The sequence below is a fragment of the Aliinostoc sp. HNIBRCY26 genome, from assembly GCF_050235535.1.
Lineage (GTDB): Bacteria > Cyanobacteriota > Cyanobacteriia > Cyanobacteriales > Nostocaceae > Trichormus.
This window is the reverse complement of sequence record NZ_CP189852.1, coordinates 6,540,699-6,565,793: the sequence shown is the minus strand read 5'-3', so window position 1 is coordinate 6,565,793 and position 25,095 is coordinate 6,540,699. Positions and strand designations below refer to the sequence as shown.

Sequence of the window (25,095 nt, the reverse complement as noted above, 5' to 3'; positions counted from 1 at the left end):
GGTTCTATAATCTCTCATAATTTATCTGACAAACTACTATATCTCTCCTCCCTTGTCTTCCTTGTCTCCCTTATTCCCCTTGTCTCCTCCTCACCCTCTGTGAACAGAAATAGCCTCCTCTGAATTCCACTGAGATCCTAAACAAAACTCATCTACCCAAGAAGCCAGATTACTAGCATTTGTATGGGCTTTAGAGTGGACTTTGTGAGCAGATTTAGACGGTTTTTTATGGACATATTGCCCATTTTGAGGAATTTCCGCCACTGTTCTCGGTATTATTAATGTCTTCGGTTTACCTGGAACCTCCGTAGTAATTGCCAAGGAACTAACTACCTTGCCATTTTGGGGTTTGATAGTAGTTAATGCTAGGGATGTTAAAGGTTTGTCTTTTTTCGGTACTTCTAAAGTAACGGCGAATACCTGTCCTGCTGGAGAGGATGATTTATGAATAGTGGGATGAATATTCATTTTTCCATTAGTGGCGGCTTTTTGGTATATTACAGGCTGTTCACCACCTACCACCTGCGGCACTGGCTGATGTAGAGTAGGCATGACCACTACATTGGAAGCATTATGCTCTTTAGTTGACACAGGGGAAGCATCATAAACAGTTAAGGCCATTGATGTTACAACTTCCTCTGGATATTGCTGTTCTTCCTCCAACGGGGTGAGAGCTAAATCCATCTGAGAATTAATTAGGCTGAGTTCTTTGTCAGGATTAAAATTGAGACCTAAAGCCGTAACTATCTCATCAGGATTGTTATTGAGTTCCATCACAAAAGCCAAAATTTCGTCAAAATCTGGCTCTAAAACAGATAGTGTTGCTAGGATAAACCCAGACGAAGGACGACGTACACCGCCGTAGTTAGCCCAAACCCTCATTTTGACTAACCAAGAACGATTCTGCTCATAATAATTCAACCACTTGCTCTTTAAGGATTGACGCAGCTCCTGAATATTCATCGGATGTCTCGCTTCAGTCAAAAATAGTGCATTTACAGTTATCGGTTATCGGTTATCAGTGCAAGGAAAACTTGATCACTGTTGACTGTTGACTGTTCACTGATTTATCGGAAAAAGTTAGATTTAAAACCGGACTTGCGTCCAAAAATCCTTGTTTCCCTCGGCGCAGCCTCTCTTAGAGAAGGTAGGTAGAAACCCCAACACCAGTTCTCTAAAGTCGGGAAACCCGCCCACGCCACTTCCCCTTGTGGATGGCTGTCTTTAATTTTGAATTTTGAATTTTGAATTTTGAATTGATTTATCCCTGGGGATGAAACCGATAATAGAGCATCCGTTGCACTCTTTGACCACCTATTAAATGCTTTTCTACTAACATCGGGACTTCATAGGGTTGAATACCGCTATACCAAACCATTTCCGGCAAAATCAACACCATCGGCCCGTTACCACACTGTCCCAAGCAACTGCTAGGAGTTACCACTACATCAGGAACAGGTAAAGCCACAAAAGCTGCTAAAACGTCCTTCGCACCTTGCTTTTTACAAGTGCGATGTTGACAAACTCTCACACATCTAGGTAGAAAACTGGGGTTTGTCGTGCTGGCATTCAATTCTTGAGTAAAATTGCTCATGAGTCACCTTTCCCACCCTGTAAAAATTCAGTCAATAGTCTACAGTCAAAAGTCAATAGTCTATGGTCACAAGAAATCGAGACTTATCCAAAAATTCGTTTTTGATCATTGTTGCGGAAAACTCTGATACTGTTTGGCGGATAAATTCAACGCTCTTAACTAATGACTAATGACTAATGACTAATGACTATTGACTAATCTACTGACAATCCTTTAGATGCTAACCATTCGCGGTTGAATATCCGGGACTGATAGCGAGAACCACTATCACATAGTATAGTGACAATGGTATGTCCTGGGCCTAATTGCTTGGCTAAAGCTACGGCTGCGGCGACATTGATACCTGTAGAACCACCCATTAATAAGCCATCTTTCCGCAATAGCTGATATACTACCCGCAAAGCTTCTGTATCATCAATTTGGATTGCGTCGTCAGTGGGTACGTCTCCCATGTTAGCGGTAATACGGCTGTTACCGATGCCTTCAGTAATAGAACTACCTTCTATTGTAATCTCTCCGGTTTTGACGTAGCTATAAAGACCGCTTCCCATTGGATCAGCCACTACACATTTAATTGCAGGGTTTTGTTCTTTGAGGTACATAGATACACCGGCAAATGTTCCTCCTGTACCGGTAGCGGCTACCCAACCGTCAACTTTACCGTCGGTTTGCGCCCAAATTTCTGGCCCTGTGGTTTCGTAGTGGGCGCGACGGTTAGCTAAGTTATCGAACTGATTAGCCCAAATGGCGTTTTCCATTTCTGCTGCGACTCTACCAGATAACTTGACGTAGTTATTGGGGTCTTTGTAGGGGACGGCTGGAACGGGACGCACTTCTGCACCCAAGGCGGTGAGTGCATCGATTTTTTCTTGGGATTGGGTGTTAGGAATGATAATCAAGCATTTGTAGCCTTTAGCATTGCAAATATGGGCGAGTCCAATCCCTGTATTACCGGCTGTACCTTCTACTACCGTACCGCCGGGTTTGAGCAAACCTTTTTCTTCTGCATCTTGAATAATGTACAGTGCGGCTCGGTCTTTAACTGAACCACCAGGATTGAGAAATTCGGCTTTACCAAGGATTTCACACCCTGTTTCTTCACTGAAGCTGTTTAACCGAATGAGTGGGGTATTGCCAACAGTGCCTATGAAACCATTTTTAATGTCCATCGTGATTCTACTTGAGTAATTACCTATAAAAATTGTGGCTCATAGTGGTGGCATCATTACTCAAAAATGGGGAACAGGGAATGAAGAATGGGAAAAGTGCGATCGCACTAAAATAGTGATTTTACTGGGGTTATCAATTATTTACGTAAGTTAATATACATTAATTTGGTACGTGATAACATCATTAACATCATCCTTCATGGGGTGGACATCCATGACATCTCAACATAATCGCCCTGACGAACTAGAGCAACGGGAAAGGTTACTACGGGAGAAAGAAGTAGAAATACGTCTCCGAGAAATGGAACAAGAAATGTCTGCAAATAATCCACCATTACATAAGACGGTGAGACACCAAGCAGAAGATTCTCCCAAACCTTGGATGAAAAAAGCCATTCTTGCTGGAAAACTCTTTACGCTTGGTGTAGTAGCTTTAGTTGCTGTGAGAATAGCATCTGTTTTAGCAGGTTTTGTGATTATAGGAGTTTTGGGTTGGGTAGCTTACAAGCTATTTGTGGAAAATAGCAAAAAGTCATCTTAAATTAAGGGATAATTTTCATGGTAAGTCAAGTAGCATCTGATCAATTTATTCAAGACTTGGAACGGATTTCTCAAGTCCGTTCTGAGATGGCAATGTGTTTACAAAATCTATCTCAAACTATTCATCAAGCTGAGTTAGATGGAGAATATTCTTCTGGTAAACTCAGTTTAGAACGAGATTTAGAAGATATTGACATAGCTAGTAAGAATCTCAAAAAAGGTGTGTTTCGCCTACTGGTTTTAGGCGATATGAAACGGGGTAAAAGTACATTTTTGAATGCTTTAATTGGCGAAAATTTACTTCCTAGTGATGTTAACCCCTGTACCGCAGTCTTAACTATTTTGCGGTATGGTGCAGAAAAAAAAGTGACGATTCATTTTAATGATGGCAAAAGTCCACAGGAACTAGATTTTCAGAGTTTTAAATATAAATATACAATTGATCCAGCAGAAGCTAAAAGGTTAGAACAGGAGAAAAAACCAGCATTTCCTGATGTTGATTATGCAGTGGTTGAGTATCCTTTAACTTTGCTCGAAAAAGGCATTGAAATTGTTGATAGTCCAGGATTGAATGACACAGAAGCGCGCAATGAATTATCTTTAGGATATGTGAATAATTGTCATGCAATTTTGTTTGTGATGAGGGCTTCTCAACCTTGCACTTTGGGTGAGCGTCGTTATCTTGAGAATTATGTTAAAGGGCGTGGTTTATCGGTTTTCTTCTTAATTAATGCTTGGGATCAGGTAAAAGAATCATTGATTGATCCTGATGATACAGAAGATTTACAAGCAGCAGAAAATAGACTCAGAAAGGTTTTTAAAGCGAATTTAGGGGAATATTGTTATGTAGATGGTCAGGATATTTATGATGAGCGTGTATTTGAATTATCATCAATTCAAGCACTAAGACGACGCTTAAAGGATTCCCAAGCTGATTTAGCTGGAACTGGCTTTCCAGAATTCATGAGTGCGCTTAATACTTTTCTTACCAGAGAAAGAGCGATCGCGGAACTCAGACAAGTCCGAACCCTAGCCAGACAAGCTGTGAACCATACCCGCGAAGCTATAGAACGCAGAATTCCGTTATTAGACCAAAATGTGGCAGAATTAAAATCCCGCATTGATTCTGTAGAACCAGAGTTTAAAAAACTCACCGATATTCGGGATCAATTCCAGAAAGAAATTTTCAATACTAGAGACTCACAAGCGAGAAAAATTTCTGAATCATTTCGTAGTTATGTAATGAATTTGGGTAATACTTTTGAAAGTGATTTTCTGCGCTATCAACCAGAATTAAATCTGTGGGATTTTCTTAGTAACGGTAAGCGAGAAGCTTTTAATGCAGCACTGCAAAAAGCCTTTGAACAATATATGGCCGATAAATGTGCAGCTTGGACTTTAACTGCTGAAAAAGATATTAATGCAGCTTTTAAAGAATTATCTCGGAGTGCGGCGCAGTATGGCGCATCTTATCATCAAGTTACAGAAAGAATTACCGAAAAGCTCACCGATAAACAAGTTAAAGTCAATGCTACTAGTAGTAACACAGAGGATGATAACTCTCCAAGCTGGGCAAAATGGGCTATGGGATTATTATCCCTTTCGAGAGGGAATTTAGCTGGTGTAGCAATGGCTGGTGCTGGATTTGATTGGAAAAATATTCTGTTAAATTATTTCACTGTCATTGGTGTGGGAAGTATCATCACCGCAGTTACAGGTGTGATGCTTGGCCCTATTGGATTCGCTTTACTGGGTTTAGGAGTGGGTTTTTTACAAGCAGATCAAGCGCGTAAAGAATTAGTCAAAACCGCTAAAAAAGAGTTAGTGAAATACTTACCGCAAATTGCTAATGAGCAATCACAGGTTGTATATGATGCGGTGAAAGAGTGTTTTGATAGTTATGAAAAAGAGGTAAGTAAGCGAATTAATGATGATATTAATTCGCGTAAATCGGAGTTGGATAATTTACTCAAGCAAAAACAAACACGGGAAATCAATCGAGAGGCTGAATTAAGACGACTGAAAACTTTGCAAGAAAATATCATCGCTCAATTACAAAAAATTGAGGCGGTGTATAGTAATCTTTTAGCTGCTTATAGCTAGGCTCTAGTTCCCTCCCCTTTTTCTAGGGGAGGGTTAGGGTGGGGTAAAAATATTTGATATTTTCAAATAGTCTCTAACGCAGAGTAACGCGGAGGTTTACGCAAAGTAACGCAAAGTAAGAAGATAAGTTTTGTGCTGCGGGGTAAAATAACTCTGGTAACAGGTAATGGAAATATGCCACAACAGGATATAAGATATAAAGATTTAGTAGATGCGTTGAAATCTGCGTCTAATTTATTGGGGCTGGAACGGACATCACAGTTATATCAAGATATAGTTAATATTGGTAATTATTTAACTAATCCTAATTTTAGAATTGCGGTTTTTGGCCCTTTCAATCATGGTAAGTCTACTTTATTAAATGCTATCTTAGGCACTCGGACATTACCTATAGATTTAATTCCCACGACAGGCGCAGCTATCACTGTCAAATATGGTTCTGATGTGAGAACTCGCATTATGTTGCGAGATAGAACTGAAGTCTATCGCAGTGGAACGGAAATTTTACAACAGTACGCAATTTTAGATGGGGATCGACAGATGCGGAAAGATGTCGCATCTGTTGAAGTTTTTTGTCCTCATACTTTTTTAGAAACTGGTGTGGAGTTTATTGATTTACCAGGAACTAATGATAGAGATGAGCAGGATAATTTAGTACGAGAGCAACTTTTTAGTGCAGATTTAGTTGTGCAGTTATTAGATGCGCGTAAATTGATGACGTTGGGTGAACGGGAAAATTTACGTGATTGGTTATTAGATAGAAATATTAAAACAGTTATTTTTGTTGCTAATTTTATTAATTTACTTGACCCTGAAGAACAAAAACAAGTACAGAATCGACTGCGATTTGTGGCGGAAAGTTTTCGTGCAGAATTACCCCCTGGTTTCAGTAATTTATATCGTGTGGATGCTTTACCAGCCTTACGCGCTAGGTTAAAAGGTGATGTAGCTGCGGCAAGTAGTAGCGGCTTAGTGGCGTTTGAGACGGCTTTGCAAAATGTTGTGAGTATTTTACAACAAAATCGGGGTGATGTGAGGTTGCCGAGAGTAGAGGCGATCGCATCCCAAATTCAATTAGCATTGAAGCATAAAATTGACCCCATCGTTAATGAATTTAAAGTTGTTGATGATAAGCAAAATGCTAAAATAGAAATTAAACAGAAAGCTAAAAATCTTATTAACCAAGGATTTAATCAGAGTTTATCTGAGTTAAGAGATTGGTTATCTTTACCCAAATTATTAACTAAATATCAAGCTGATGGGGCTGTTGCCTTGGCAGAAAATAACTTTAAATCTTGGCAAACTAATAATTTGAAAAAAGATTTAAATGATTTACAGTTAGCCGTGATGAAATGGCTATATCAAGCCTATGATTTTTTCAAAGAAGAACGTCCCGAAGATTTATTAGTTCCTTTCCCTCCAGAACCACAAATTACTTTACCCCCCAAGTCAGATAGTAATGAATTATTAAGTGAACCAGGAGCAGTGGCGGTAGGTGGTGGGATTGGTTGGTTATTAGGCGGGCCTGTAGGTGCTGCTGTGGTTGGGAGTATTTCTTATCTTTTGAATAAAAACATTCAAAAGCTGGAAGAAAAATCATCGAACGAATCTTATCATCAACAAGTAGCAAGAATTTGTATCACTGCAATAGAAGATTACTTATCACAGTTTAGTCGTCAAGCCTTAGCAATACTATCTGAATTTGAACATCAAGCTGAAAAAGTTATTTACTTCCAAATCGCTCAAGAACCAGCAGATATAACTAAAAAACGGGAAGAAATAAGGCGACTACAACAGGGATTTAATCAATTACTAACTGAGTTAGTCAAGGCTAAAATTCCTACTAAGTATCAGCCATATATAGAAATACCTAAAGTTAGTCAACACCAACCTCAACAAAAGTCTTCTCGACAGCAAGAACGCATTTATACACGTCCACCACAACCGGAAAATACAGCTAAAACTACTGAGAAAAAAGTCGAACCACCAAAACAACAAGTTTATTCATCACCACCACCAAAAACCACACCCGCACCCAATCCCGCAGAGCTAGAAGAAAAGTTTCGTAAATGGGAACTAGATGAAGAAATCGCCCAAATTAAAGCCCAAATGCGTTCTCCTGGTTATCAAAATAATCAGCAGCAAACAACCAAAACTCAAAATCAGCAAGCACCTAAACCACCCCAAAGCGAAGCTGAAAAAGATAAAATTGCGCGCGCTTATAAAATCTTAGGTTTACCGCAGGATGCAGCCTTTGCTGATGTTAAACAGACTTATAAAACTTTAGTGAAAAAATGGCATCCAGATTTATTTGTTAACCAACCCCAAATGCAAAAACAAGCGCAGGAAAAAATGCGTTTGTTTAATGAAGCTTATACAGTTTTATCTGAGAAGAAATAGGGGTGTAGAGGAAGAGAGAAACCGGGATAAACCCGGTATAATTTTGTATTACCTCTGCAATCGCAGTGTTAGAGACACGGTAGCTGTGAGCATTTGAGGGATGCGCCAAGAAACAAGCGATCGCCTGATAACATCAATTACAGGCTTTTCCTTAAAAGTAGAAGCCTGCTCATCTAACAACACCTGTCTGACTCGTCCCTTACTTATCTGCAACTCAAACACTAAATCCCCACTGGAATATATAAACAATGAGGCAGATTTTAAATGCTGAGTTAGAAGCGCAACCATTTGCTCATTTAATCCCGTCACACTCACAACCTGTAAACGCTCAACAGGATCAACTTTCTCTACAAGTTCTTCTGCTTCTAATAAGTCTACATCCTCAAAATCTTCATCAAAACTACGGTAATATCTTGCTGCAAATTTCGGAGGTGAGGGTGCTTCACACAGAAAACTCTCTGCTTCCGGTGCGCCTGGAGATTCTACTCTCCGCTTACGTTGCAAAAACTCAGGCGCAGGAGATATTGCACTTACTCTGGGAGCAAAAGCACTAAAAGCACTACCATAAATACCTTGATAGCTGATATCTTCAGCCATTTCCACAGGTACTTGCACCGAAACTGAACCCTGACGCGAATCAACTCGCACATCATCACTCACCGCCACAAAAGCTGTATATTGCGACAACAGTTGATAAGTCAAAGCCGTATCTGTCACTGTTTCCACACCCAACTTAGTGTCACCACTCACCATCTGATTCATTAATTCCTTGATGCGGGAACGTCCCCAAAGTTGGGCAATGGCGGGGTTTCCTGCTTCCTCAAAGTCTAAGTTAAAGGTATGCTGATAACGTGTACCACCCGCAGCAATTCCCGTAATGTGGAGTTTTCCCCCACGCGCATCAGGCTTTTTACCAAATAAAACTAACGGCTGTTCCGCAAATAAATCTGGTGGTGTAGCAGGATAGATAATTGGCGCATCACCATCGCCTTCCCATTGCAAATTAATGTTAGTCAAAACTGGATTATTAATCTGACGGTAGAATTTATCGACTACCTCATGCGTTGGTTCATCGTGGCGAATTATCTGCGCCATCCCTCGTCCTAATTCTGCAATGCGGTTGAGTAAAAACCGATTAACAGAACTACCTGCACCAAAACTATAGAGGCGGTTTCCTGGTTGCAGATGTTGTTTCACCTCTGCAAGAATTTGGTTTTCATTGCCGATATAACCATCAGTCAACAATACAATACTTCGCAACCGTCCGGGATCTGTAACAGGGAAATTCAACACAGCACGAATTCCGCGTAACATCTCCGTGCCGCCGTTAGCCGTCAATCGATTAATATAATTGATGGCTCTAGTGCGATTTTGAGAATTATTAGCCAGGGGAACAGGCGATAGTTGCCGAGTCGTATCAGAGAAATCAATAATACTAAAAGTGTCATCAGGATTAAGTCCATTAATAAAGCGGCGCATCAACTCTTGACATTGCATCAATGGCGCACCCATTTGTGAACCGGAAGTATCAATGAGAAACACCACATCTTTAGGAACCACCTGATCCTGACGATACTGAAGTGCAGGAATTAGATATAGTGCAAAATGTCCACCCCGTTTATCAGCTTGGCTGAGTACGGTAGCTTGAGTAGATTCGCCAGCTACTTGATAGCGTAAAATCAAATCTTTATTCGGAATAGTATCCCCACCCGCTAACTTCACCAACACCCGCTTTTCTGCATAACTTATCTGAATTTGGTGAGAAGGAGACTGGACATTCTGCACCTCAACCCCCGCATCAATTTCTACCGTGACATTAATATCGTGGGGCGATCGCGTACCCGATGGTAAGATAGGTGCATTCAACCGTGAACCATCGGGAACTATATCTGTATCTTGATTTTGCCTCATCGGTGCAGTAGCTGAACCTACACCGCCTACATTTCCCTCAATTGGTATCCCTGGAATGTAACGGGGAGCAACCACCATCGGGAAAACAAACTCATAATTACCCGCAGTAAATTTCAAACTTTCAGAGTAGCGAATAATCACATCAATTTGCTCACCCGGTTGAATGTTGGCGAGAGATTGAGTAAAAATATTGTCCCGTTCTTGTTCCAACAGCCCGGCGGTGCGTCCTTGCTGCTTCGCTTGCTCGTAGATTTGCTGTGCTTCTTGGCGTTTTTTAATACTACCTTTAATAGTCTTATCACCAATCCGAATCAGCATATCATCAACAGCAGCCTCATCTGGTAATGGGAAGATATAAACAGCTTCTAACGTAGTTGTGAAAGGATTTTCAAAACTTTGGGTAACTTCCACCCGTGAGATATTACCCGCAATTTTGGCTTGCATCTCAGTGTGCTTAAGGGGGAAAGCAATTTGCTGTTGTTCAGGCGTTTGAACATATAAGCCACCAGCTTGGCGTTCTAAAGGTTGAGTCATATAAGTTACCTCACGCTTTGATGTTATATCTCTAGCGTAAGTGCGGTTACTTGGCAGATATGCTCAGTTTTGTGTTCAGTCGATGCTCAGTGTCAAATGATATTTTTCGATAACAGACTGAAATTGTTATTTTAACTCAACTACATGGGTAATATGTATTTAAAAGAATGTAATTTATTTTACTAAAACTCCTCAAAAACCGTGAATAAGTCACAAGCGATTAATCTACTGGAAAACGAGGGATGGACAAAAGCAGATGCTATGCGAGCGTTGGAATTGATTGACTTTAAAACCAATCCTGATGAAATTACTATTCGGCGAGCTACTTCACGTTTTGCGGGTACAGAACTCATTAATCGCCAACGGCTCCAAGCTGCTCAGAAAGGTATGGTAACAAAGAAAAATAAAGAGATTGAAATAACTCATCACGAATATACAGCTAAAATCAACGGATTAAATCAGTCTTACCAAAAAGAACAAGAAAAATATGCAACCCAAATTCAACATCTATCTAACACAAATAAAGTGTTAGAGACTCAACTTCAAAATGCAAACACTCAAAATAATGAGTTAGTTAAAGCTAATCAACAATTACAAAAAGATAATAAAGATTTGAAAAATATCATAGATGGAATCAAACTCAAGCTGACTATGAATATCAAACAACTTCTCCAGTATGAAGACAGTGAAATTCGGAAAGCTTTAATCCATATGTTTAAATCTACACTTGGCTAGGCAATTTGTCTTATGGCTAAAAATAAAAGAAAATACCAGGGTATGAGTTATCGATTGATTCAAGTCAATAATTCTAACAATAGACTAAAACTGCATAAGAAAGACCAAATATGGTTAAAGGAGAACAACTATAAAAATATTGGATGGAATCATGTAATTGCTCTTTATGAAAAAATTGCAGAACTCTTACAAGAGTATCATTTAAATGATTTAACACTGGAAGAATTATTCTTAGAAGCTGATCGGATAGGTAATAAATATCAAACTTCTCAAGAAATTAATAATTTTAATCAACAGTTAGCTGTAGAAGTAAATGCAATTGCAGAAGCTATAGATAATCAGTTTCCTGACACAGAAATAGAGTTTATTGATTTTAGTAATAATTACCAAGGTTCAAAGAATAATAGAAATCATCGAAAATACTATAGAACTACAGGGTATTAATTAAATCTTATGAATCTAGAAAATAAAGGTCTTAGAGAATTATTTTCTTTAGCCAATCAGATTGGTAATAAGCGTTATCACAAACTTACACATCAAGACTTTGAAAAATACAGAGAATTTGATTACTGGCGTTATGTCGATGGTGATTATGAGTGTGGAACTACCCAAGAAAGTAGAGATTGGGTGACGGAGAATTCAGATAGTTACTGTCCCATTTGTGAGCAGCATTACTCAGTAAAGGGTGGTAAAACCATTGATCATAAGTTACCGCGATCGCAATATCCTTGGTTATCAATGAATTTTCACAACCTATGGGTAATTTGCCGAGATTGTAATCAAGAAAAGAGCGAAATGAATTGGTATGAATATGAACATTATATATTTATCAATTATCCTGATTGGTATCCTGCGGTGAAAGCAGCACGTCCCAAGTTACTGCTCCATTCATTAAAAGATTAACTTAGGAAATTATTCATGGCTGCAAGATTTTTGATAGGTGAGGTATCGCTAACAATAATCATAACCTGCCCATATTCTGCAAGTTTTTGATGTCTTGTTCAAAATCGTCCACGCCGTAGTGAACCGGAATTTGACGACTGGAAAGCAAATGCTGAAATGCAATGCGGTTCATCCCTGCTAAACGACTGGCTTGAGCAAGGGTGAGTTTTTCTTTCTGAAACAGCATCACTGCAATTTCTTGTTTCAGTTCAGCATCAGTCATGCGGGTTGCAGCTAAAATTTCATCAGGAATAACGATGTTCATGGCTGGATTTATCTCTACATCACTATTTTATTGATTTGTATGAGTAGAAAGTTCTGTTAAGTCAAAATAGAGACGATCTGCTCAGTTAACTGATATATGTCAAACTCGCTCAAAGCATCAAAAACTGGACTGGAAATTGTAGACAAGGCGCGAAAACGTCTTGGCTGGACGAAAACTAGTACGGCGCGTTGGTGGCAAGATGCTCACACTTCTAGAGCTACTTTACGGCGATTTTGGCAGGGCGATCGCATTCAACAAGAAATTTTCATCGCCATCTGTCAGGCTGTTGGCATTAAGGATTGGCAAAGTATCGCAGAAATCCCTAACGCAGACTTCGAGGAAACCTCTACACAATACCTCGACTGGGATGAAGCACCTGATGTTGAAAGCTTTTATGGACGCAATCAAGAATTAATTCAGCTAGAAGAATGGATTATAGCCCATCGCTGTAAACTAATCACTATTACAGGGATTGCTGGCATTGGTAAAACTGCTCTGGCTCTGGCTTTAGCTGACCGTCTTCAGTTACAATTTGATGGCTTAATCTGGAAAACCCTTCATTCTGCACCATCCCTGCTTTCGCTGTTAGATGGACTTCTCCACACCTTTAAGCAAACTCCGGTTGATGATATTCCCTCAGATACAGCAAAACTCATTCACCATTTACAACAGCGTCGGTATTTATTAATACTTGATGGATGGGATGAGTCAGAAAAACACTATCATCAATTTATCCAGAAATTAAGCCGCGCTCATCATCAAAGTTGCATTATCCTCACTAGTCGAGAACAACCAAATCTCATTGAATCGAATACTAAAACAGTTCGCAGTCTCACGTTGACAGGATTACCAAAAGCTGATGCTGTGGAACTATTACAAGCCAGAGGATTTACAGGTAAGGAAATCGGACTATCACCCCTGATTCAACTTTATCGCGGCAATCCTTTGGCACTCAAACTAGTTACGCCATTGATTCAATCGGTGTTTGGCGGGAATATTGCAGCTTTTCTGAGTCAAAATACGATAGTGATTGGCGATCGCTTGCGTGCTATCCTCAAGCAACAGTTTGAGCAACTGTGTGATTTAGAACAAAATATTCTTTATTGGTTAGCAATTTGGCAACAACCAATTTCTTTTAGCCGCTTGCAAACTCATTTACTCATTTCTCTCGACCCAGCTACAATTTTAGATGCTATTGTCAGCTTAGAGAGGCGATCGCTTTTAGAAAAATGGATTTGTAGTGATGCACCAGCTTTTACCTTGCAACCACTGGTGATGAAAATTGTCACCGATGAATTAGTAGAACGCGCGACTCAAGAGATAATTCAGGTGATGCAGAGTCAAGATATCGCTGAATTTAAAGTTCTGCGAACCCATTGGTTATTGCGTCCGGGTAGTGATGATATTGTAGGCGATCGCATTTTGCATCAACTACAAGAAAAACTCTGGCAGATTTATGGGGCAAATCTCGTACATAATCTCCAGCAAATTCTATTACTTTTAAATGATAAATCCCCTTTAGCAATTGGTTATATTGCAAGCAATATCACAACAATTATTAAACGATTAGGATAGTAATATTGCTACCAAATTTTAGACATATTTAAGGAAAATCCTGGTAAAATTGGATCTGCGCTAACTGTCTCAGGATTTTCTAAACATTCTTCTGGTTGATGAGGACGATAAATATAAACTCGGCGGTGTTTGCGGTCGATTAAAAAACCTAACTGTACCCCTGGCTCTTGCATATATTCTGCCATTTTATCTTTGAGGGGTTGGAGATTATCGCTAGGCGATCGCAATTCAATGACAAAATCAGGACAAATGGGAGCAAATACCTGTCGTTGTTCTGATGATAAAGCATTCCACCGTTCCAATTTCATCCAGGAAGCATCAGGAGAGCGTTTTGCACCCTTGGATAATGTAAAGCCTGTACTGGAGCTAAAAGCGATACCTGTACCATCTTTTTCTGTCCACACCCATAATTGCCCAAATATGTTACCTTCTCGATTTCCTGTTTCTGAACCCGTAGGCGGCATAATTGAAATTTCTCCGAACTGATTCATTTCAATGCGTAAGTCACGATTTACTTGACAGAAATCAAAGAATTGTTCATCTGTCATTTGCATTGATGGCGGCATTTGGATCACAAAGGAAGATGACAGCATCATAGTTCAACATCTGACTTTATTTTCCATTCTTACGTAAATACAAAAAAACGCAAAGATAAAGCTTTGCGTCTTATAAAAGAAACTACTTAAAAATTCATCTACTCAACACTGAATACTGATTCTCACTCAGCACCGGCTAAACGCCACGCTTCCGCTAACAGCACTCATTACTCAGCACGGGCTAAACGCCCCGCTACCGCTAACAGCACCGGCTAAACGCCGCGCTACCGCTAACAGCACTCATTACTTATTAGGCTGAGGAGTCATCCGCAAGTAGGGTTTAATTTCTTGGTAGCCTTTGGGGAATTTTTCTTTCAATACTTCTGGGTCTTTTAAAGAAGGTACAATCACACAATCATCACCGTCTTTCCAGTCAGCAGGAGTGGCTACGCTGTAGTTATCGGTGAGTTGTAGTGAATCAATTACCCGCAACAGTTCATCAAAGTTACGTCCGGTGCTGGGGGGGTAGGTGAAAGAAAGACGCAGTTTTTTGTTGGGATCAATGACAAATACGGAACGCACTGTAACAGCTGCGTTAGCGTTGGGGTGAATCATGTCGTAAAGGTCAGAAACTTTACGATCTGCGTCTGCCAAAATGGGGTAATTAAGGGTGGTGCTTTGAGTTTCTTCGATGTCACCGACCCAGCCATTGTGAGATTCTACATCATCAACGCTGAGAGCGATCGCTTTTACATTGCGCTTGTCAAATTCTGGTTTGAGTTTCGCAACTGTACCTAATTCAGTTGTACAAACTGGTGTGTAGTCAGCAGGGTGAGAAAACAGCACTACCCAGCTATCACCAGCCCATGTGTAAAAATCTATGTCGCCATGTGTAGACGCTTGTGTAAAGTTGGGTACTGTATCACCAAGACGGAGAGCCATATAAGATTCCCTGTAGTTAAGTAAGGCTTATGTATTTTACCGTGTCGTCATGACACAACATCGGTTTCCCCATCGGCTTTTAGTGCTTTGTAACAAAATTTTAACTTTTTGCAGCTAAAAGGCTATTTCAGATAGGGAACGATAACTCACGGATTCTGATTATTGCACAAATGGGATGTATTTGTTTTTTCTGCATCATGAACTAAATAATTTGATACCTTTTCGGGAATTGTCTGCATAGGGTTTGTGGTTTGTAGAGGTATGTAATCATCGAAAGTCAGTGATGCGGGATACCTATTTGACTTTTACAAAACATAAGTAAAAATCAAAGCAGTTTCTTCCCCATTCCCCATTCCCTATTCCCTATTTCCCATTCCCTAATAAATACATGATTTTCAAAGGGTCTTGGTCAATTAAGCGTTTGACAGCAGCCTTGGGTGTACTGTTACTAACAGCTTGTAATGGTAATACCAACTCTGATGATAATTTTACGGGTTTGAAAGTTAAGCTTTTGGTGGGTAGTGCTTTGGGAGATTTTTGCACCCAAGCCGCAAAAAATTTTAATGCGACTCAACCGAAGTTAGATAACGGGACAGCATTTCGGGTCAGTTGTGAGGCGCAGGGTAGCGGTGATGTTGTCACCCAAGTAGTTAATTCTGCTACTCAGTTGAAAAATGGTACTTTATCAGCAGATGCGCCAGAATTACCCACGATTATTTCTCTGGATGGAGATATATATCACAGTCAGCTAATTTACCGCATTAACCAATTGTATCCAGGGCAAAATTATATTCCAGAAATTACCGATGCCCAGTTAATAGCAAACACGCCAATGGTGTTTATGGCGCAGCCAGATGTGGCTGAAGGGTTGAAGAAAGTCGCTGATCCTTATCAGGCGTTGGTAACGGCGAAAACTCACAAAGATATTGACCCAGCCTCACCAGCTTTAACAGTTAACTATGTCCACACTGCGCCGACACGTTCTAATTCTGGGTTACAAACCTTGGTTGCTCAATATGCCAGTGTATCGGGTAAACGTCCAGAAGAGTTGACTGTGGCTGATGTGCAGAAGTTTCAGCCGCAAATTCAGCAAATTCAAAGCAAGATTACCCGTTATGGGGTTTCTACGAATTCTCTTGCCCAAGCGATGGTAAAAAATGGGCCGTTTTGGGCTTCTGTGGGGTCTGTGTATGAGTCCAGTGTGATAACGGCGAATTCTAGCTTACAACCAGGACAGCAGCGTTATACAGCCGTGTATCCTAAAGTGACGTTTACTTCTAATATGCGGGCAATTATACCGAATGCGCCTTGGGTGAGTGCGGATGAGAAGGCTGCCGCAGAAAAGTTTATCACCTATTGGCGATCGCCGGAAACACAAAAAATTGCTACCGACTTGGGTTTACGTCCTGGAACTCCTGGTGTAGCTTTGGGTGGAAAGTTTTCTCCAGATTTTGGTGTGGACTCTCAAGCCAAGTATGATTCCCTGCGACCACCAAAACCAGAGGTGGTGGATGCTATGTTGAAATCTTGGCAAGAAGCTTCTAAGAAACCTTCGCTAGTGGTGGTAGTGGTTGACTCTTCCGGTTCAATGGAAGGAAATAAACTCCCAGCAGTGCAGAATACTTTATTAAATTATGTGAAGAACTTGGGAGTTAAGGAGCAAATTGCCCTTATAGACTTTGATTCTGATATTCGTCCGCCTGTATTAGTAGATGGTACACCCCAAGGGCGCGATCGCGGTCTGCAATTTATTAGTGGACTAAGAGCCGAGGGTGGAACAAAATTATATGATGCGGCAATTTATGCCCGCGATTGGTTACAAAAAAATCGTCGTCAAAATGCCATTAATGCGGTTTTAATCTTAACAGACGGTGAAGATTCTGGCTCACAAACTTCTTTAAATCAGCTATCAACTGAATTGCAAAAAAGTGGATTTTCTACTGACCAAAGAATTGGCTTTTTTACAATTGGTTATGGTAAAGAAGGTGAGTTTAATCCTGATGCTTTAAAGAAAATTGCTGAATCGAATGGGGGGTATTATTCTCAAGGTAATCCAGAGACGATTTCGCGGTTGATGTCTGATTTGCAGGTGGAGTTTTAAACGCAAAGGTACACGGAGTTTTTTATGGTGAAGTTAGTGAATCCGTTGTATTATCCGGTAGCTGTTTTGGTTGGTGGTTTGACTCTAGTTGTTGGGGTGCGGTTGGGTAATTTGTCTAGTTTGGTGATGCTACCTGTGGCGAGTGGGGTGGCGGTGGCTGGTGCGAGTTTTTTCAAGTCTCGCGAAACTGAGGTATTAGAGTTAGATAACCCAGCTTTGGAACGGGAAATATTAACAGTTAAATCATCGGCTTTGGTTTTAGCTAATCAAGCTAATGCTATGCGGTTAGAGGTGCAGAAACTATTAACTGATACCTTTCATGTGGAACTGTTGACAACGGTTTTAATGAGTTGCGATCGCGCCGCCGAACTTCCTGGTAAACTTGATAAATTAGGAGTTAGTCTACATCACACTAATTCTCTTCTTTCTATTGAAGCTCTACAACAGCAACTTACAGAAGTCAAAACCAAATTACCCGCTAGTTCTGGTGTCGCTAAACGACATCTGAATCAGTTGGCAGAGAGTCTAAAACGTAATATAGAACTAGCACAAGAAGGTGAAGATAGTCGCCTAGCTAGAGTCATCAATATTGCTACTTTAATTCAAGATTTTGCAGGCGTATTGCAAAAACTGCAAACAAGATTACGTACATCTGATTTAACGGATTCTGAGCAAATTAATGGTTTACAATTAATTGCTGATGAACTCAATAGCCTTGCAGAAAATCTGGATTTAGTAGTAAGACAGTGAAGTCTTAATTTCAGGAATCAAACCGGATTCCTATATATGCAAAAAAAAATCAGCCCTCTCAAAAAGTTTACCTTTGCTGTCATTTTTGCTGAGTCGTTGATAGTTATCCCTATGTTGGTATTGACGCTGGGTAAATCAGTTAACTTAAAATGTCAACGAATTGAGCCGAATTATGTCAAATGTCAGCAGCAGATTAGCCATTTATACGGTTTATGGTCAAATACACCGACATCATTTAGATTAACTGGTGTGGAGGTAGAAGAGTATGTCTTTAAAGAAGATTTACCTGAAGGGACTTATATTTATCTCAAAACCAATAATCAAGGAGAAAAACTATATTTCTATGGGAGTAATTTAAAAACAGCATTAGTAGATAAAGAACGGCTGGAAACCCTACTAAGTAATAATGGTCAAGCATCCCTAGACATCACAGTTAAAGATACTTATTTGAGTGCTTTAGATTTTCTGACAACCTTAGTAGGTCTCAACATTATTATTATCTTTTCGATAGCTTTATTCTCTTTGATTACTCTGATTATATTTGTCTTGACGCTAGTTACCGCTAGTCACTTCTTCAGTAGAACAAAATAATATGAAAAGCAAAAAATCTCAATTCAAACGCAGAAAACAAGTTTTTACCTCTATTACGATTATCGCAGCAGCATTAGGTTTAACTTACGCCCCAATTCCTGGTTTACAGCAAACAGTGGTCATTGTTAGTGGGACAGAATTACAAGAACCACTGCAACAACTAGAAGCTAAATTTGAGCAAGAAAACCCCAATATTAAATTAGAACTCAAGTTTCAGGGTTCACAAGATATGGTTAACAATTATGTTGACCAGAAAAATGATTTTAAACCTGCGGTGTTAATTCCAGCCAATGGAGAAATTTTAACAGAATTGGGCGATCGCCTCCGCACAACCACCCAAACCGAACCCTTTTATGAAACTCCTCAACCATTAGCTAAAACTCTACTAGTAGGTCTCGCTTGGCCGGAACGGGGTAAAGTCCTCTTTCCCAATGGACGCTTTCAATGGTCAAAACTAGAACAAGCAATGCAAGCTGGTAACTGGGGAAAAGTTGGCGGTGCAAGTAATTGGGGTAGTTTTGATTTTGTCACCACAGACCCCACGCGGTCTAGTAGTGGTCAGTTGACTTTGAACCTGTGGACACAATCAAAATTAGGGGGTGCTATTAACGCCGATAGTTTTAATAATTCCTCAGTGCAGACACTATTTAGTTTAATCAAAAAATCAGTTTATCAACCGCCTCGTTCTACAGATATTCTCCTACAAGAATTTATTGTTAGAGGTGCTAATGATGCTGATGTTGCTACTGTATATGAAAGTGTAGCTTTATATCGCTGGCAACAATCAGCCGCCAGTAAAGGCAAACCCTACCAAGTTTATTATTTAGACCCGTCAATTGAAACTACCGCCACCGCCACAATTGTCCGGCGAGACGTAGACGCAGGTACAGCAAAAGCCGCCAAACGATTGTTAGAATTTCTCACCCAACCAGAACAACAAGCAGTGTTTGTGCGGTATGGTTTTCGTCCGGTGAATAATAACGTTGATTTAAAGACTGTGCCGAATAGTCCGTGGAATCAAAATATTCCTGGTGTAGAAGTCAAGCCGAGTGTGAAAATTCTTCCACCACCAGATAGTAAAACAATTACAGAAATTCAACGTCAATGGGAAAGGGCAAATTAAGGCAATTCGCAATTCGCAATTCGCAATTCGCAATGGACTAACTTCCCGCTTCTCTACGAGACGCTACCGCGTAGCTTGCTTCCACGGAGGGGTACGCTAACGCAATTCGCAATTTGCTTTTTCCGTATTGTAACGGGAATTTAGAAAGAGTCTTGACACCGATGGCTTGATAGAAGTCGTGGACTTAAAACTCTAATTTTTTAATTGTGTGATGTGAGTTAAAAAATGGCATTAACCAAAGGATTGATAGTATTTTTCGTAATCTTCGTTTTATTTGTAGGGATTTTCTTCTCTGGCTCAGAAAGTGAGTTTATCTTCATATCGTTTAATTGATACTCAATTACCTCCAGGTTTTACAGTGCAGAAGTTCGAGAGTATCAAACCAGGAATGACCAAAGCTGAAGTATCGAAAATTTTACCAGCACCGATGTATAAATCAGATGATGGCGGTTCTTGGCATTATGGCCAAGATGGTGCAGCACCCTTTGGGGATTTTGCGTGGTTTGATTTCAAAATACACTTTGATGCAGAAGGAAAAGTGATCAAAACAGAACGACAAAAATTTAATGACTAAATTTTTACGGTCAATTGATTATAAGCCTGAATCATTTGGCGAGCGATCGCATCCCAGCTAAAATTTTCTAAAGCATAATTTCTCGCATTCAAACCCCGACGCTGACATTCTGGGGGATTTTGCAAAGCTGTTTGTAGTAATTCCACTAAAGATTCTACATCTGTTGTTCCCACCCAACCAGATTCACTATCTCGCACCTGTTCCCAAATATGTACTTGGTCAGAAATTACCACGGGTTTTCCTGCTACCATTGCCTCAGCAACAGCAATACCAAAGTTTTCATAGTAAGAAGGTAAAACAAATAAATCAGCCGCCTGTAATAACCTGGTTTTTAATTCACCAGTCACAAAACCTGTAATTGTAGTGTGAGATTTTAAAGACGAATTAGCAATTTGGTCTTTAATTTTTTGTTCATAACTTGGGTCTTGGGGACTTGCACCAGACAAAATAAAATGAAAATTATGTCCCAACTCTAGAAGCTTTTCTAACGCTGGAATCAGCAGATTTAGCCCTTTTTTCGGGTCAAGCCGCGACATAAATAGCACCCAAGGGATATTCTCTTTTATTCCCCACTCCCTACTGATGAAAGTTTTACCATTCTCAGGGGAAACTTGAGGCGGAATTACACCCAAAGGAATCACTAAATCTTTTGTATTAACACCAAATCTTGCTGATACTTTCGCTTCTTGCTCACTCGTAAAATGAATCGCAGCCGCATTAGCTAAATTACGCTTTTCAATAATTTCTACATATAGCTTTTTTAATTGTTTTTTCTTTAATAAATCAGCCGGATCAAGTGTACCTAAAGGACGTAAAATATAAGGTAAATTTTCCTGACGACATACCAACGCCGCCGCACTACTGACAGGTGAAAATAAAGCGTGAATATGTGCTATATCAAACTCTCTAGCATGATTTTTCAACCATTTGAGTAAATCCAGAGAAAATTTATAGCGGCGAAATGGCGCACAGCGAAAATAGATAATTTCATATCCATTCTGTGAAATGGGAACATTTAAAGGTACATCCAGAGGTTTTTGACCAGTATCACCATTACTATCTGTAGTTATTACCGTAACTTTTGCACCTTCCTTAGCTAAAGCAGGTGCTAATCCCAAAACCATTTGACTAGGGCCACCATAAACCAAAGAAATAGAGGGAACAATTTGTAAAATTTTCATTTTTAGACAAAGGAGAAGTAATGAGTGCTGAGTGCTGAGTGCTGAGTAATGAGTACTGAGTGCTGTTAGCGGAAGCGGTGCGTTTAGCCCGTGCTGAGTGCTGAGTAATGAGTAATGAGTAATGAGTAATGACTATTGACTATTGACTATTGACTATTGACTATTGACTATTGACTATTGACTATTGACTATTGACTGATAAAACTCAAACTGTCGCTTGGCTAAAGCCTTATTTGTGTATTGAGTCATTGCTTTTTGATATCCCATATCAGCTAATTTATGCGCTAAATCCGGCTTCTCAATTAGTTGTAATAAACAGTCTGCTAAGGCTTCCGCTTTCCCTTCAGGAAATACCATACCAGCGTCACCAATTACATAAGGTATTTCGCCTGAGTCAGAACCAACAACAGGAACTTTACACGCCATAGCTTCAATGATTACATGACCAAATTGTTCTTTCCAACCAACGGAAGTAAGAGTTTTAAATTGATAGGTAGTTTCTGATGGTAGAACTAAGGTATTCATCAAATTAATATAATTAGCAACTTCATCATGAGGCACACTTTCTACAAAAATCACTCTATCTTGTAGATTATTTTCTGTTGCTAGTTGCACTAACTCTTCTTTTAAAATGCCACGTCCTAGTAATAATAATTTCCAATTTTTGTCTTTTAAAATAACTAAAGACCGCAAAAGAGTTAATAAACCCTTTTCAGGTACAAATCTCCCCACAAACCCCACAATGAAATCATTTGATGTAATGCCCAATTTAGCTGCTAATTCCGGTTGTTGTTTGGCTGTGAATAATGTTTCATCTACACCTAATTGTGGCATAACTTTAATTGCACCTTGATAACCTCTTTGTCGTAAAATTTCCGCCCCATCCTGATTACCGGAAATAATACCGTGACTATAATTGAGGTTATATTTTTCTAGTAAAGCTATTGGTGGTTTTAATTCGTAAGGTAAATTCCACCAAGTGAAAAAGATATTTTTCGCCTTTAGTCCTAATAACTGATTCAGGACAATCATCTGGGTATAGGCTAGACTCCTAGAACCCTGTTCCACTTGAATGATTTGGGGGCGAAATTGTCGCAACAAGGAGATTAAATCAGCACCAAATGTCAGTAAGCCTTGATGATTTTGACTAAAGTTAGTAACGGGAACTATTTTAAATGTCCCTTCATCCCGATACTCAGTTTCAATAACTTTATTTTGTACCCCGCCAGGTTTCCAGACTTTAGGAACTACAACTGTTACTTCAATCCCTGGTTCTAACTGAGATAACGCACGCAACTTTTCACAGTTGAGGTCTACAATATACGTATGACTTGCAACTAAGATTCTCATAAATATTTACTACTATTTAGCTGTCAATACTTAATTAGTTTTCACTAACGACTAATGACTAATGACTCTGAACTCTTAGTTATTGATTCTTGATCAAGACGACTATAAATTTGCCCATCATCCCAAAGAGATTGGATAACAGTCCCTAAAGCATTGAAAAAACCTAAGATATAGAATATACCACGGGTCAAAACTTTAATTGGTGAACCACTTTTATGACAGGGGGGACGACCGAGGACGTGACAATCAAATAACCTGGCGTATAGACGTAAAGCTTGGTTAGCGGTGAGGTTTTTCATTGCCATCAGGAAATGATTGTGGTAGAAAGTGAATTGATATTTGAGCGATCGCATACTAATATCATGACACCCACCTGTTTCTTCTCCTAAATGGACTAAACAAGCCTCTGGGTCATACCAAATTTTATATCCTGTCTGGCGGAACCTCAGACAAAAGTCGGATTCTTCCCTGACAGCACTACCTCTAAATCTCTCATCAAACCGCAGTCCATACTTAGTGAAAATTTCCCGTCGGAAAGACATATTACAACCCCTCGCACTTAACACTTGTTGGGGCTTAATGGTATGTACTAAATCGATATGATACCAAGCAATCCCAGGGTTCATTGCCTCTGGGGGTAAATATTCAATCTCAAACTCTCCCTTAGACTCACCTAATTTCATTCTGTCAAACACCCGTCCAGCTACCGCCCCTATCTCTGGGTTTTGCAGATAATTTTTGACATGATTTGAGATATAGTCAGGCGTTAATTTGACATCATCATCAATGAAAATAATAATTTCACCCGCAGACCTTCTCACCCCATAATTTCGCGCCCCTGGTAAACTCGCCCAACTTAAGCGAAACCATTTAATTTTGTCTTTTGCGGCTAATTCTTCCAGATAGCTTTGGATGTCTGCTTGATGCGTCGGTGATTGATCTACTACCAAAACTTCAAAATTCGGGTAATTTTGATTTAAAACATCTGCAATGCTATCTCGCAGTGGTTCTTCTCGTCCATAGGTAGGGATAATTACAGTCACTAAAGGATGATGATTTGTGGAAGAATCAGAAAATTCCATAATTTTAACGTTTTTATACCCTTTATTTAGGTTTACATCTACTTAAATCTCAAACACTAAAGTCGTATAATTTTTAGAGTATGTTGCGTGCGATATCATTTTAGTTCCTCTAGCCTCTAGGAAGCAAACTATAGGAATCCGACTTGATTATTGAAATGATTTGCGTAGTTAGGGAACAGGGAACAGGGAACAGGGAACAGGAAAAGAAGTCACAGGGGTGTACCGAGTTTTTTCAGAAATCAAATATGATTCATATACACCATAGCGATCGCTCTCTAGTCAACCAATTTTAGATTGACGTTAGTGTAGCAGACGCACCACAGTGAGTATTTGAGGTTTATTCTGTCCTCTATCTTGCGGGGTATAAATCAATCCAAAATTCAAAATACCCTACGGGAAGCAAGCTACAAAATTCAAAATAAAAATCAATTGCCAAAAAAAGAACCAGGGAACATTTTCTCTGGTTCATAGATACAGACACAACAATCAATAACTAAATTATTTAGTTCAGCATGGAGTAAGTAGAGATACCACCTGAAATGAGCAAAAAACTTTTGCTGTTGGAGTGTTTATTTCTTGGTTTTTTGTACTAGAATCTACCTAGATAGTGCAGCCCTAAGATTGTTCCTGCTCCTAAAATGTGACCAAATGCAGTAGTTGCTAATAATGCAGGTAAACCGAAGCCACCGAAGAGATTAGCAGAAGGTAAAGCGGGTTCTGAACTGGGATGTTTGATGCTGGATTTACCAAAGGCAATGGCAATGATGTTGGCAACAATCATGATAATGCCGATTGAGGGATTCCATTCCAATGGCGCAGTTGCAGCAGCGAGTAAGGTTGAAGTTAACACCTGAATAAGCTCCTGACATTTATTTTGATGATTGAGGATATCATCTGAAAAATCCCGCAATAAATTCAAGAGAAATTCCGATTTTGCATCAATATTTAACATTCATTTTCAATACTTCATAAATTTAGTGGTCTGACGTATTAAATATGAATGAGGGGTTCGTAGTTGCGATTTATCGCTGAAAAGTTAAATATGAGTCCTAAAGCTAAGTTCTTGATGTTGTATATCCTTTGACATCTTGATGAAG

General features: G+C 39.6%; 23 protein-coding genes. 12 read left to right on the top strand and 11 right to left on the bottom strand.

Annotated elements, in window-relative coordinates:
• Positions 1 to 90 precede the first annotated feature (90 nt).
• The 3 genes from ACQFX9_RS27690 to ACQFX9_RS27680 form a co-directional block, all read right to left on the bottom strand.
• Positions 91 to 963 carry a DUF5331 domain-containing protein gene (locus ACQFX9_RS27690; protein WP_427159735.1) on the bottom strand — a complete coding sequence of 291 codons (873 nt, stop codon included), beginning with the start codon at positions 961 to 963 and terminating at the stop codon, positions 91 to 93.
• A 298-nt stretch (positions 964 to 1,261) separates the two neighbouring features.
• A complete protein-coding gene (locus ACQFX9_RS27685; protein ID WP_427159734.1) occupies positions 1,262 to 1,594 on the bottom strand; it encodes a (2Fe-2S) ferredoxin domain-containing protein in 333 nt (110 codons plus the stop codon).
• Between the two features lie 194 nt (positions 1,595 to 1,788).
• Positions 1,789 to 2,763, bottom strand: coding sequence for a cysteine synthase A (locus ACQFX9_RS27680; RefSeq protein ID WP_427159733.1), 975 nt, complete (start codon positions 2,761 to 2,763; stop codon positions 1,789 to 1,791).
• Positions 2,764 to 2,977: 214 nt separating this feature from the next.
• Between ACQFX9_RS27680 and ACQFX9_RS27675 the strand changes: the two genes are divergently transcribed.
• The 3 genes from ACQFX9_RS27675 to ACQFX9_RS27665 all read left to right on the top strand — a co-directional run bounded on the left by ACQFX9_RS27675 (position 2,978) and on the right by ACQFX9_RS27665 (position 7,806).
• Positions 2,978 to 3,304, top strand: a complete 327-nt coding sequence (locus ACQFX9_RS27675; RefSeq protein ID WP_427159732.1) for a DUF3040 domain-containing protein — start codon at positions 2,978 to 2,980, stop codon at positions 3,302 to 3,304.
• Between the two features lie 17 nt (positions 3,305 to 3,321).
• Positions 3,322 to 5,406, top strand: a complete 2,085-nt coding sequence (locus ACQFX9_RS27670; RefSeq protein WP_427159731.1) for a dynamin family protein — start codon at positions 3,322 to 3,324, stop codon at positions 5,404 to 5,406.
• A 174-nt stretch (positions 5,407 to 5,580) separates the two neighbouring features.
• Positions 5,581 to 7,806 carry a dynamin family protein gene (locus ACQFX9_RS27665; protein WP_427159730.1) on the top strand — a complete coding sequence of 742 codons (2,226 nt, stop codon included), beginning with the start codon at positions 5,581 to 5,583 and terminating at the stop codon, positions 7,804 to 7,806.
• 48 nt (positions 7,807 to 7,854) lie between these two features.
• Here ACQFX9_RS27665 and ACQFX9_RS27660 read toward each other — a convergent pair whose 3' ends face one another.
• A complete protein-coding gene (locus ACQFX9_RS27660) occupies positions 7,855 to 10,251 on the bottom strand; it encodes a VIT domain-containing protein (RefSeq protein ID WP_427159729.1) in 2,397 nt (798 codons plus the stop codon).
• A 201-nt stretch (positions 10,252 to 10,452) separates the two neighbouring features.
• On the opposite strand from ACQFX9_RS27660, the gene ACQFX9_RS27655 reads away from it, so the two are divergent.
• Genes ACQFX9_RS27655 through ACQFX9_RS27645 form a run of 3 tightly spaced genes read left to right on the top strand, consistent with a single transcriptional unit; the run spans position 10,453 to position 11,889 of the window.
• Positions 10,453 to 10,986, top strand: a complete 534-nt coding sequence (locus tag ACQFX9_RS27655; protein ID WP_427159728.1) for a hypothetical protein — start codon at positions 10,453 to 10,455, stop codon at positions 10,984 to 10,986.
• A gap of 12 nt (positions 10,987 to 10,998) precedes the next feature.
• Complete coding sequence (locus ACQFX9_RS27650) at positions 10,999 to 11,430, top strand: hypothetical protein (protein WP_427159727.1); 432 nt, start codon at positions 10,999 to 11,001, stop codon at positions 11,428 to 11,430.
• A 9-nt stretch (positions 11,431 to 11,439) separates the two neighbouring features.
• Positions 11,440 to 11,889, top strand: coding sequence for an HNH endonuclease (locus tag ACQFX9_RS27645; protein ID WP_427159726.1), 450 nt, complete (start codon positions 11,440 to 11,442; stop codon positions 11,887 to 11,889).
• Positions 11,890 to 11,947: 58 nt separating this feature from the next.
• On the opposite strand, the gene ACQFX9_RS27640 is transcribed toward ACQFX9_RS27645, so the two are convergent.
• Positions 11,948 to 12,193, bottom strand: a complete 246-nt coding sequence (locus ACQFX9_RS27640) for a UPF0175 family protein (RefSeq protein WP_427159725.1) — start codon at positions 12,191 to 12,193, stop codon at positions 11,948 to 11,950.
• A gap of 96 nt (positions 12,194 to 12,289) precedes the next feature.
• Here ACQFX9_RS27640 and ACQFX9_RS27635 point away from each other — a divergent pair, with 96 nt between their 5' ends.
• Positions 12,290 to 13,768, top strand: coding sequence for an NB-ARC domain-containing protein (locus ACQFX9_RS27635; protein WP_427159724.1), 1,479 nt, complete (start codon positions 12,290 to 12,292; stop codon positions 13,766 to 13,768).
• A gap of 8 nt (positions 13,769 to 13,776) precedes the next feature.
• Here ACQFX9_RS27635 and ACQFX9_RS27630 read toward each other — a convergent pair whose 3' ends face one another.
• Both ACQFX9_RS27630 and ACQFX9_RS27625 read right to left on the bottom strand, forming a co-directional pair.
• Positions 13,777 to 14,361 (bottom strand): Uma2 family endonuclease, encoded by a 585-nt coding sequence (locus ACQFX9_RS27630; RefSeq protein ID WP_427163020.1) that lies wholly within the window; start codon positions 14,359 to 14,361, stop codon positions 13,777 to 13,779.
• A 246-nt stretch (positions 14,362 to 14,607) separates the two neighbouring features.
• Entirely contained in the window at positions 14,608 to 15,246 is a 639-nt protein-coding gene (locus tag ACQFX9_RS27625; RefSeq protein WP_103136130.1) for a peroxiredoxin, read from the bottom strand.
• Between the two features lie 388 nt (positions 15,247 to 15,634).
• On the opposite strand from ACQFX9_RS27625, the gene ACQFX9_RS27620 reads away from it, so the two are divergent.
• From ACQFX9_RS27620 to ACQFX9_RS27600, 5 genes are all read left to right on the top strand, one after another.
• Positions 15,635 to 17,347: an extracellular solute-binding protein gene (locus tag ACQFX9_RS27620; protein WP_427159723.1), complete on the top strand. Its 1,713-nt coding sequence runs from the start codon at positions 15,635 to 15,637 to the stop codon at positions 17,345 to 17,347.
• Positions 17,348 to 17,371: 24 nt separating this feature from the next.
• Complete coding sequence (locus ACQFX9_RS27615; protein ID WP_427159722.1) at positions 17,372 to 18,097, top strand: hypothetical protein; 726 nt, start codon at positions 17,372 to 17,374, stop codon at positions 18,095 to 18,097.
• A gap of 36 nt (positions 18,098 to 18,133) precedes the next feature.
• Entirely contained in the window at positions 18,134 to 18,688 is a 555-nt protein-coding gene (locus tag ACQFX9_RS27610) for a hypothetical protein (protein ID WP_427159721.1), read from the top strand.
• A 1-nt stretch (position 18,689) separates the two neighbouring features.
• Complete coding sequence (locus ACQFX9_RS27605) at positions 18,690 to 19,811, top strand: substrate-binding domain-containing protein (RefSeq protein WP_427159720.1); 1,122 nt, start codon at positions 18,690 to 18,692, stop codon at positions 19,809 to 19,811.
• Between the two features lie 304 nt (positions 19,812 to 20,115).
• Positions 20,116 to 20,385: a hypothetical protein gene (locus ACQFX9_RS27600; RefSeq protein ID WP_427159719.1), complete on the top strand. Its 270-nt coding sequence runs from the start codon at positions 20,116 to 20,118 to the stop codon at positions 20,383 to 20,385.
• Here ACQFX9_RS27600 and hpsP read toward each other — a convergent pair.
• From hpsP to psaK, 4 genes are all read right to left on the bottom strand, one after another.
• Positions 20,382 to 21,566, bottom strand: coding sequence for a hormogonium polysaccharide biosynthesis glycosyltransferase HpsP (hpsP, locus tag ACQFX9_RS27595; protein ID WP_427159718.1), 1,185 nt, complete (start codon positions 21,564 to 21,566; stop codon positions 20,382 to 20,384). The two genes, ACQFX9_RS27600 and hpsP, sit on opposite strands and share 4 nt — an antisense overlap.
• Before the next feature lie 174 nt (positions 21,567 to 21,740).
• Positions 21,741 to 22,916 carry a hormogonium polysaccharide biosynthesis glycosyltransferase HpsO gene (gene hpsO / locus ACQFX9_RS27590; protein ID WP_427159717.1) on the bottom strand — a complete coding sequence of 392 codons (1,176 nt, stop codon included), beginning with the start codon at positions 22,914 to 22,916 and terminating at the stop codon, positions 21,741 to 21,743.
• A 44-nt stretch (positions 22,917 to 22,960) separates the two neighbouring features.
• Positions 22,961 to 23,998 carry a hormogonium polysaccharide biosynthesis glycosyltransferase HpsN gene (gene hpsN, locus ACQFX9_RS27585; protein WP_427159716.1) on the bottom strand — a complete coding sequence of 346 codons (1,038 nt, stop codon included), beginning with the start codon at positions 23,996 to 23,998 and terminating at the stop codon, positions 22,961 to 22,963.
• Between the two features lie 589 nt (positions 23,999 to 24,587).
• Positions 24,588 to 24,848, bottom strand: a complete 261-nt coding sequence (psaK, locus tag ACQFX9_RS27580) for a photosystem I reaction center subunit PsaK (protein ID WP_427163019.1) — start codon at positions 24,846 to 24,848, stop codon at positions 24,588 to 24,590.
• Between the last annotated feature and the right edge of the window lie 247 nt (positions 24,849 to 25,095).